The organism is Aliivibrio finisterrensis, assembly GCF_008933155.1.
In the GTDB taxonomy this organism is placed as follows: domain Bacteria; phylum Pseudomonadota; class Gammaproteobacteria; order Enterobacterales; family Vibrionaceae; genus Aliivibrio; species Aliivibrio finisterrensis.
In genome coordinates, this window is the sequence record NZ_WBVP01000002.1 from 297,127 (window position 1) to 305,484 (window position 8,358).

5 protein-coding genes are annotated in these 8,358 nt (G+C 40.1%); 2 read left to right on the forward strand and 3 right to left on the reverse strand.

Annotated features, from left to right (window positions below):
- The gene (locus F8B77_RS03180) at positions 1-2,031 is read right to left on the reverse strand and encodes a DNA phosphorothioation-associated putative methyltransferase (protein WP_151653628.1); all 2,031 of its coding nucleotides are present in this window, start codon (positions 2,029-2,031) and stop codon (positions 1-3) included.
- 79 nt (positions 2,032-2,110) lie between these two features.
- Positions 2,111-3,157 carry an alpha/beta hydrolase gene (locus tag F8B77_RS03185; RefSeq protein ID WP_151653630.1) on the reverse strand — a complete coding sequence of 349 codons (1,047 nt, stop codon included), beginning with the start codon at positions 3,155-3,157 and terminating at the stop codon, positions 2,111-2,113.
- 714 nt (positions 3,158-3,871) lie between these two features.
- On the opposite strand from F8B77_RS03185, the gene F8B77_RS03190 reads away from it, so the two are divergent.
- On the forward strand, positions 3,872-4,819 hold the full coding sequence (locus F8B77_RS03190; RefSeq protein ID WP_151653633.1) for a hypothetical protein: 948 nt from the start codon (positions 3,872-3,874) through the stop codon (positions 4,817-4,819).
- An 84-nt stretch (positions 4,820-4,903) separates the two neighbouring features.
- Here the strand turns inward: F8B77_RS03190 and F8B77_RS03195 are convergent, their stop codons facing one another.
- Positions 4,904-6,292: an SLC13 family permease gene (locus F8B77_RS03195; RefSeq protein ID WP_130046813.1), complete on the reverse strand. Its 1,389-nt coding sequence runs from the start codon at positions 6,290-6,292 to the stop codon at positions 4,904-4,906.
- Between the two features lie 515 nt (positions 6,293-6,807).
- On the opposite strand from F8B77_RS03195, the gene gbpA reads away from it, so the two are divergent.
- Entirely contained in the window at positions 6,808-8,283 is a 1,476-nt protein-coding gene (gene gbpA, locus F8B77_RS03200; RefSeq protein ID WP_151653635.1) for an N-acetylglucosamine-binding protein GbpA, read from the forward strand.
- The last annotated feature ends 75 nt before the right edge of the window (positions 8,284-8,358 follow it).

The following is an 8,358-nucleotide window of genomic DNA, read 5'->3' on the forward strand; positions in this document are numbered from 1 at the left end:
TTATGTTTTTTTCGTTTTTTGTAATCGGTATCCCTTGATCATAGTTCCAACTGTATTAAGTTGTTCCTCCAACTCAAAACGATGCAGTATGGTTTCTTTTTGATAATCATACAGCATTAATTTTGCTAGTCTTTTATCAAAGCTTAATTGCTTTTCGTAGTTCTCTGCATCTTTACTCATATATAGGTGTTTATTGAGTAACGGTGGCCTGCGTTTTTCTTCTACGTAATCAAAAAAGTCGATGTCTTGGTCGGCCATTTTAATTTTTGTTCGTTCCACTAAATAAGGAACGGATTGCTCAAAATTATCATAGCTCGTTAATGTGAGCTTTCCTGATGTGATATGAATTTTGATTAAATCAACGTCTTCATTAAGTTCACCATACATTTGCAGCGCAGCGCCAGTGTAGGTTCTGAGTAATAACGGTAAGTCATTAATCCATTGCTTATGTAAGATAAGTGAGTGGCCTTGGTTAAGCACAGATACAGGTAAGCTTGCATGCGCTTTTTCACATTGTTTTTCTACTAGCTCAGTATCTGAAATGGCAAACAGCAGTTCAGTAGCAAGGTGTTGTGCTGTTTTATATTCACCAAAGAGTGCTTTAATGTCTCTTTTTAAGCCTTCAGGCTGTTGTGTGTATGGTTTTCTTTTTTCAAATAAGCTCATAGCAAAATAAAGCAATAAGTCTTCTTTTCGGTTCTTTTCTGCTTGTTTAAACTCTTCGGTATCAAACATTTCTTCTAATAATGAGAAGGTCTTTTTGTGTGACCCGATAAGATCTCGGATCGTGTTAGATTCACTAAATTCATCATTAGCCGGAACTCGGCCTAATTCTAAACAAACCTGCCAAAATTGTTCAAACAGCGCTTGATTTTGGGTTATCAATAATTTGGCTTTGTCTTTTGACTCAACAGGTTGTGGTGAGGTTAACTGCTTCCATTGATGGTGCCTTTGGTATTTACGCTGTAGGTATTCTTGCTCTTCGAGTTTATCTTTAAATATATAGAAGATCCCTGGTGATACTGGAATCGCCTCTTCTTGAAGGCTGCGTTCAATATAGCTTTTTATTTCTGATTGAGCATAATATTTTTGAAACGTATTGCGAGAGGTGATCACCCCATCTTTGTAAGGGGTAAACTGTGTAATGTAGTTATCATTGGCAAGCATTACCGACACAATTAAGAACTTTTGAGTGAGATCCCATGCACTTAGTAGTGCGTCTAAACGCTCATCTTGATCTTCTATCACGTTAAGCACAAAACCCAAGTTAACAATGTCTGAATTTACTTTTTCATTGTCTGGCTGAAAGTTTGGGTCCCACCCTATAGCGTCTAATCCGTGAGCTTCTAATTCTCGCAAATCATCACCGCGGCCACAGCCATAATCGAAGATAGAGAAATTACCTTCTAAGTAACCATGCTTTACTAATGTTTTCATAGGCGCTGAAAGCTCATGACGAACAATCGCCGTTTTATGTCTGTCTATTCCGGCAGATTCCTTTTGAGGCAAAAAGGTTGAGCTTCTAAATAAACGTCCATCAACAAGATCATAACCTTTTTGGTTAATGAGGTTTTCCCATGAGCGTTTAAATCCAATAATTCGAGTATTCTCATATAAGCCTGCAGCTTCACCTTCAGCCGTAATGGCTTTGAATTCTTCAATATAAGGTGAGTCAGGGAGGATCATTGTTTCTTTTCGATGTAGGATCGGTGGGTTTTCTGATTGGGTATAGTCAGTTATTTTGTGAGTGAGTTTACTTAAATCAACATTGACACTTTGCTTGAGTGACGGGTATGCATCTTGATAAAAATCAGGGTAGCTCAATAATGATAAGCGAAAGTCTTTTTTAAAAAGCTTAACAAGGTGCCAGTTTTCATCTTGTATATTTAAGGCGTTGGCTACCGCAGGAATGAATTGAGATAATGGTTGCGGTAACTCTGAAAAGGTATCTCGATGAAGGTAAATGGCATCAGGTAGGTGTTTACCTATTTTTATTTGTTTGACGAGCGTTTGAAATATGATCTGATCCATGAGCGAGTCCATTCAATATTGAAGACCAAATCATACCAAGCTTTTCTTTTGTAATGAAATAATTAGCTATTTATTGTGTTCACTCCCACTCTTTAATCCTACGTCTTTCCTTTTTGGGTATACCTGTCTTTTTTACTGTTAATCTTAGCTCTCCATCTACTCGCTCTCTTGTTGGTATGGCTAATCTATCAATATCACCTTGTAGGGTGTGGGCTAAATCTTCGGCAAAATGTGTGCAGTGAAAGTGCCAAGAGTGTGTCCAGTTACCTATGTGCTTATCTTCATTCGGTTGTATTAACGCTTGCCAATGGTCGCCACAATGCACGTTAACCACATGGCTTGGGGCATCATCGGGTAGGCCAACGCGTCCGCAACGTGGGGCTAGACCTGCTCGTTTTATGTTTGATATTTTTAAGGCGTTATCAAAAGGGCTTTGGTAATTGGTTATGCGACTGGCTTGGGCAAACAAAGGTTTTGATTTGTTATCATCATGGCTGAGTGATTGTCTGGCAATGTCTCCACCTATAAAGCACACTTGGCTTACGTTCCAGTGAATGCGCTGTAGGCTTCGGTTTTTACTGGCTTGGTAAAAGGCCTCTCTTATCACATAAGCCCCTGTCGAGTGACCCAGTAAATGCACATCAATATCACATTGATTTTGGTGCTCTTTAAGTTGATTTATCGCCAGTGGGGTAATACCAGCCGTTACCAATTTCAGTGCGCTTTGGTAGGCGTCCATTCTGTCTTCAAGGTAGTTAAGCGTATAAGTAGCGCAGGGCCAATCAAAACTCACAATGGTGCCTGTGAATCCGTGTTTTTTTAGGTGAGTATCTAACAATTTATGGCGTGCAATGACTTCTTCTTGGCTGTTGTTGTAACCATGTGCAAAGAACAAAATATTGCCAGTTTTAAAGTCTGCAAGTGGGTGTTCACTTGGGTGGTGTCCATTGGTGGCGTTTTGGGTTAGCTTGGTTATCCACTCTGCTTGTGAATATTGATGGCTGTTAATGTCGGGAGTTTGAGCATCATCAGGCAAGATCAAATAATGAGCATCGCCGGGCTCGTTGGTATGGCGCTTTAGGGAGGGGGTGGTTTCAATGTGTCGCGTACTTAATATGAATATCACTTAACATCCTTATTGCATTCTATCGGGAGTGATAGAATAGGTGTTTTCTTTCATCAAGATAGTCTGGTCACAAAAAGTTGCGAATGAGTATTAATTGAAGGGAAATAATACGTGTAATTATCTTATTTTTAAGAGTTCTTCCTTTGTTTTTATTGTGGTAAATATCAGTAGGTTAAAATAATAGTTGAGTTTGCGATCTGTGTTCGATTATTTGTAAGCAAAATATTTAATTTTGAAAAGTGATACAGCATAATGCCGTTTATAAATAAGGTAGAGTCAATACTTTAAAAAGAATAATAACCCAGAAAAAATACAACATAGTATTACTGGGCTAGGTAATACCATTCTAGATAAGTCGTTGTTCAGATAATTGCGTAGGAAAAATCGATTAGAGCAAGGCATAAATTGCAGTAACTAGTTGATCTAATATCAAAGTTTATAACGCAGGTATAATCGATTTTAACAAGCAAGAATGATCAAATACTTATGTAGACTGGTATAAAATGGCTTAATTAAATAGAAAGGGTAGTAGAATGCTTAATTTGAGTGGGCAGAGTTCATTCATGATATTTATGGGGTTTTTAATTGCAGGTTTAGCTGTAGTTATCATTCCTATGGTAATAGACACAATTCGCATATTAAGAGAAAAAGAGTAATTTCTTAATACGCAGTATCAGTTAAACTAGGGTTTTCTTTTTTAGAACGGAAGCCCTAATGTCTCACTATTCACTTATCGATATTCCTTTTAACCTCAGACACACCTGTTGGTTTTGTGGTGAGCCTTCGTTCGATCTCCTCTCTTTTCCTAAATCGTCGCATCAAGTTCGTCAAATAACCCATCAACCTATTGAGCTACCAGCATGTAAAGAGTGCTTGGCGTTGCCATCAGCTGGGGTATCTGAATCTATCTGGTCGTTCCGTGATCAAATCAAGCACGCATTAATGAACAAGTACGCTAAGCATCTGGGCATTGGTTTGCAGTGGACCAAAGAAGAGTTAGAGGCGTCTGAGTTTCATGGAGCAATACTTGAAGGCTTTGGTAAAAGTGCATGGCCTATGTATGAAATTGCCAAAGAACGTGTTGAATACACCGGGTGGGATTTAGCGGTAGATGGCGAGCCTTTAGATGGCTATGACGAAAGCTGTGGTTATGAATTTAATGGGGTGCGTTATTTAAGTATTCAGGCGTGTATTGAGTACCATGTAAAAGCGATGTCGTTGGACTTGGTATTGCTTGAGACGTTGATCGAGATAGTGGGCTCTGAGCGTTTTGCTTATGCGCTGCGTATTGCTGAGTTAAACCGCAATGTGTCTTATAAAGAGCGTTTGGCCATTGTTGATGAGATAAAAAACCAAGAGCAAGATAAGGACGATCTTCGTGCGTTAAATGAGGCTGAGAAATCAAGTGTTGTTCTTCCTCTTGTTACTGTTGTTATGAATGAAGCGACGGCTCAGCCAGAGGCAATTGAGTGGGCGATTACCCATTCATGCACCACATTAGAGAGTTTAATTGAGCAAGAAGATGCGTTTTTTGATGCGTTCGAGCATTTAGGTGGGCCTACGGCCTTTGCTTTGTTCGATGGTTTACAGTGGTATTTGGCGGCGCGCCGAGATGCGGTATGGTGTGAAGAGAGTGATCCTAATGATGAGTTTTGGCGTTAAGTTTAGCTCTGCATCATCAATTGATATTTAGCGATATGATACGGCCCCTGTAATTACAGAGGCCGTATTTTTTTATATAGCGTTTTATGCCCAGAAGATGGAAGCAAACGCCGTTAAGATAACAATACACACTAGGTTTAGATAAATACCGACGCGCATCATCTCAGATTGTTTGATGTGGCCTGAGCCAAACACAATTGCATTGGGTGGTGTTGCAACTGGCAACATAAAGGCACAAGAGGCTGAGATAGCAATCATAGCTGAAAGCACCACAGGGGAGATCCCTAATGCTTCGGCGACACTGGCAAATACCGGAATAAGCAGCGCCGCACTGGCGGTGTTACTGGCAAATTCGGTTAAAAACACAACGAAAGCGGCAACCGTTAAAATGGTAAATATAATCCCTGCTTGCGATAAAATATCACTCAGGCTGTATGCTAAGAAGCTACTTGTGCCTGTTGCTTTTAGGATATTACTTAGACAGATACCACCACCAAACAGCAGCAGTACGCCCCAATCGGTGGTTTTTTCAATGTCTTTCCACTGTACTACACGAGCAAAACCAAGCAGCACAATGGCCATTAGCGCCACTAAGGTATCAAATTTAGAAAACCCACCTAACATGGCATTAATGGGTTTACTGAAAATCCATAGTGTAACGGTGAGACCAAAGATCATTAAGGTAACGACTTTGCCTTTATCCCAAGTAACAGGCTCGTGGTTCAGCTCAAACAGCTCGTTAAGGTTGGGTTTTAGCATTACATATAACAGGCCAACAGTGACAGGTAAAAGAATGAGGGTTATTGGTACACCAAACGACATCCACTCTGTAAAACTTAACCCAACTTCTGCTGCTGCAATGGCATTTGGTGGGCTACCAACAATGGTTGAGATCCCGCCAATACTGGCACAATAAGCGATACCAAGTAGCACAAAGACATAGGTATTGTGGCCTGTTTTCGCGTTGACTTTACTAAGTACGCCCAATACTAACGGTAACATCATGGCGGTGGTTGCTGTGTTGCTGATCCACATGGATAAACCTGCGGTAACACCAAATAGCATATAGACTGCGGTGCTCATTTTGCCATTGGCTAAGATTAATACTTTATCTGCAATGACTTTATCAAGCTCTTGTCTGTGTAACGCGGCGGCTAGTGCAAACCCTCCCAAAAATAAGAAGATGATTGGGTTTGCAAAATTACTCAGTGCTTTGGTGGTATCAAAAATCTCAAAGCCCACGGCTAAAATGGGAACCAATAAGGCGGTAACACTAACGTGTAAGGCTTCGGTTAACCATAAAATAGCAACAAAGGCTAAGATACTTAAACCGAGAACGACGTTTTGCTCAAAGGGTAAAAATTTGTATAGCAGAGCAAAAAGAACAATATCGGCGAGAATAATAAAACTGTTTTTACTTAAGAACCATTCCTTGGTGTTGGTGGGTAATGGAATATGTTCGTTTTTGTCTATTTCATTTTTGTACATGATGAGCTCCATTCTAACGATGAATTTCAGACTTAACTTTGTAGTTATTGATTTTTCTAAGCACTATTGTTACAGAATATTAACCTCAGTAAATAAAAGGTTATCAAGAGTGTCGTTTTGATCATTTGGACGATTTCATAATTATGTGAGCGCTCACCTTTTAAACAGAATTGAGCATGAAGTTGTTGTTTTTATGTTAATTGTTATTTTTGTTTTCGCTTTTTTAGCTGCGTTTTTTAATATTGTTTTTTATAATATGGTTGGTTTTATACCGTAAATAAAATGGGTTTATGAATGGCGATATGAACCAATTGTAAGCAAATTTGTATCCGCTTTTTATTTCGTGATTTGACTTCCAGTAAAGCGTTATATTTCTCGTTTAGATGTTTATTTTCCACTACATTCCTGCGCGCACAATGGTATCGATAAACCATTCGAGAAAATAGCACGTACACCTTCACTCTGTGTGCTAATAAAATTATAATTTTAAAGGAAAAATAATGAACAACTGCTCAACAAAAACAATATTAGCATTATCGCTAATGGCTACTAGTGTTGGTGTGTCTGCCCACGGTTATGTGTCTGAAACAAACGGTGGCATCGCTGGCTCTCGTGCTGCTTTATGTAAATTCCCAACCTCTGATACTCAAGAAAAAAATACCAACTGTGGCTCTGTGCAGTGGGAGCCTCAGAGTGTTGAAGGCCCAGAAGGTTTTCCTGAAAACGGCCCTGCAGATGGTCAAATCGCAGGTGCAGGTTTAGTTCAGTTCTCTGAGTTAAACGAACAAACGTCTGATCGCTGGGTTAAGCGTCCAATGACTGCTGGCGCACAAACGTTTGAATGGACGTTTACGGCTAACCACGTAACAAGAACGTGGAAGTACTACATGACAAAACAGAACTGGAATCAAAACGCTGTATTAACGCGTGACTCTTTTGATTTGACGCCGTTCTGTGAACTTGAATACAACATGGAAAAACCGCCGCTATACCCACAAACATTCTCTCATGAGTGTGTGGTTCCAGAGCGTGAAGGTTACCAAGTGATTTTAGCTGTTTGGGATGTGGGCGATACGGCTGCGGCATTCTATAACGTTATTGATGTGAAATTTGAAGGTGACGGTGGTGTGGTTGACCCAACTTGGACTCAAGGTGGTCAAATTAACCCTACGCGTGATCTTAATGTGGGGGACCGTGTCTTTACTCGCGTGTTCGATGCTTCTGGCGAAAACAGCCGTTTGTCGACAAGCGTGACGATTGAAAATGCAACTCAAGGTCAAGCAAATAACTGGACGCATGCATTAGCGACTAAGATTAACCAAGAGCAAGCTAATATTGCAGCGGGTCAGCTAAATGAGAAAGGTGAGTTTGTCCCAGCCTTTGGTTCTAACCCTGTATATTTAAAAGCAGGCAGCGGTCTAAAGAGTGTTGAGATTGGCTACCAAATTGAAACACCAGAGCCAAGCTATGACTTAGATATTCAAGGCCTAGCGTCTATGTATACCATTGGTGATACGGCGACAGAGTTAGATCTTAGCTTATACGCTGTGGGTGATATGAATGTAGAGCTAACGGTTTACAACCATGCAAAAGAAGCGTTATCGAACGCGGTTGTTGATCTAAAAGATGGTGATGTTAAGCCAGTATTAATGACATTATCTAAATCAGAGAAAGGTCATCATATGCTTGTTTCGCGTATCAAAAATACAGAGGGTGAGTTAATTGAGCAAACCACATCTGATTTCCATTTGATGGAAGAGCAAACACCGCCACCAGCAGGTGATTATGATTTCGTGTTCCCTGAGAACGTAAAAAACTACACAGCAGGCACCAAAGTACTGGCTGAAGATGGTGCTATCTACCAATGTAAGCCATTCCCTTATTCTGGTTACTGTGTTCAATGGACTGAAACCGCGACAAGTTTTGCACCTGGCGTTGGCTCTGATTGGTCAATGGCATGGGATAAAGTGAAGTAATTACCTCACTATCATTATCAGTATTACTTAGATAATAATCAGGCCTATTCAGTAATGAGTAGGCCTGATTTTTTA

What these genes read in the sequence shown, in the direction of transcription:
- F8B77_RS03190 (WP_151653633.1), top strand. Translation starts at nt 3,872, where the DNA reads ATGTCTCACTATTCACTTATCGATATTCCTTTTAACCTCAGACACACC.
- F8B77_RS03180 (WP_151653628.1), bottom strand. Translation starts at nt 2,031, where the DNA reads ATGGATCAGATCATATTTCAAACGCTCGTCAAACAAATAAAAATAGGT.
- gbpA (WP_151653635.1), top strand. Translation starts at nt 6,808, where the DNA reads ATGAACAACTGCTCAACAAAAACAATATTAGCATTATCGCTAATGGCT.